General features: G+C 44.8%; 3 tRNA genes and 2 rRNA genes. All 5 read left to right on the top strand.

Annotated elements, in window-relative coordinates:
* Positions 1-112, top strand: a 16S ribosomal RNA gene (locus tag JQC93_RS20185); the annotation flags it as partial.
* A 120-nt stretch (positions 113-232) separates the two neighbouring features.
* Positions 233-308, top strand: a tRNA-Glu gene (locus JQC93_RS20180).
* Position 309: 1 nt separating this feature from the next.
* A tRNA-Lys gene (locus JQC93_RS20175) sits at positions 310-385 on the top strand.
* A 31-nt stretch (positions 386-416) separates the two neighbouring features.
* Positions 417-492, top strand: a tRNA-Val gene (locus JQC93_RS20170).
* Between the two features lie 390 nt (positions 493-882).
* Positions 883-1412 (top strand): 23S ribosomal RNA (locus JQC93_RS20165); the annotation flags it as partial.

Genomic DNA, 1412 nt, shown 5'->3' with positions numbered 1-1412 from the left:
AGAAGTAGGTAGTTTAACCTTCGGGAGAACGCTTACCACTTTGTGGTTCATGACTGGGGTGAAGTCGTAACAAGGTAGCCCTAGGGGAACCTGGGGCTGGATCACCTCCTTAAACGATAGATTACTCATTATGAGTGTCCACACAGATTGATACGGTTTGTAAAGTAAAGAGATTTGTAAGCATCCCAATGCTTACACAATGCTTTTGCTGTTATGGCAAAGGCACACTAGTGTCCCGTTCGTCTAGAGGCCTAGGACACCGCCCTTTCACGGCGGTAACAGGGGTTCGACTCCCCTACGGGATACCATGGGTCGTTAGCTCAGTTGGTAGAGCAGTTGACTTTTAATCAATTGGTCGCAGGTTCGAATCCTGCACGACCCACCATTTCTTTCCACGGAAATGTAAAAAATACAGTGGGCGATTAGCTCAGTTGGGAGAGCACCTGCCTTACAAGCAGGGGGTCACTGGTTCGAGCCCGGTATCGCCCACCATTTTCTCCTTATGCGGCGTTAGATTCTTCGTTGTGTACGATGTACACGGCCTCTTAATCTGCCTTGCCTAAGAAGAAAATCATCATCAAAGTGTTCTTACGAGAATATTTGAATGATGATTTCTTTCAATAGAAAGACAATCTCTGCTCTTTAACAATTTGGAAAGCTGACGAACAAGAATTTGATTTATTCTTGTTCAATTTAAAAGTTCTCAAATCCTAAGTCTTTATGATTTAGGTACCAACACACATTCAAGTGTTCTTGGGAATGTATCCTTGCCAGGATGCATTCAAATTTGAGTCCGGCAAAATCGAATGCTGTCTCGCTCATTCAAATAATGAGACAGCGAACTTTGGTTGTTTGCCATACGAAACCTTTTCGGTGTTGTATGGTTAAGTGACTAAGCGTACACGGTGGATGCCTTGGCAGTCAGAGGCGATGAAGGACGTAATAACTTGCGATAAGCGTAGATAAGGCAGTAATAGCCACTTGAGTCTACGATTTCCGAATGGGGAAACCCAGTGTCATAAGACACTATCATTAACTGAATACATAGGTTAATGAGGCGAACTCGGGGAACTGAAACATCTAAGTACCCGAAGGAAAAGAAATCAATTGAGATTCCGAAAGTAGCGGCGAGCGAAATTGGATTAGCCCTTAAGCTTTTAATGGTGCAGACGAAGACTCTGGAAAGTGTCGCAATAAAGGGTGATAGCCCCGTAGTCGTTCCATCATTTTAAGTGAAATCGAGTAAGGCGGGACACGTGATATCCTGTTTGAACATGGGGGGACCATCCTCCAAGGCTAAATACTACTGACTGACCGATAGTGAACCAGTACCGTGAGGGAAAGGCGAAAAGAACCCCTGTGAGGGGAGTGAAATAGAACCTGAATCCGTGTACGTACAAGCAGTAGGAGCC

The sequence above is a fragment of the Vibrio ulleungensis genome, from assembly GCF_016900875.1.
In the GTDB taxonomy this organism is placed as follows: domain Bacteria; phylum Pseudomonadota; class Gammaproteobacteria; order Enterobacterales; family Vibrionaceae; genus Vibrio; species Vibrio ulleungensis.
The sequence above is the reverse complement of the archived record's forward strand: the minus strand, read 5'-3'. Positions and strand labels throughout refer to the sequence as shown.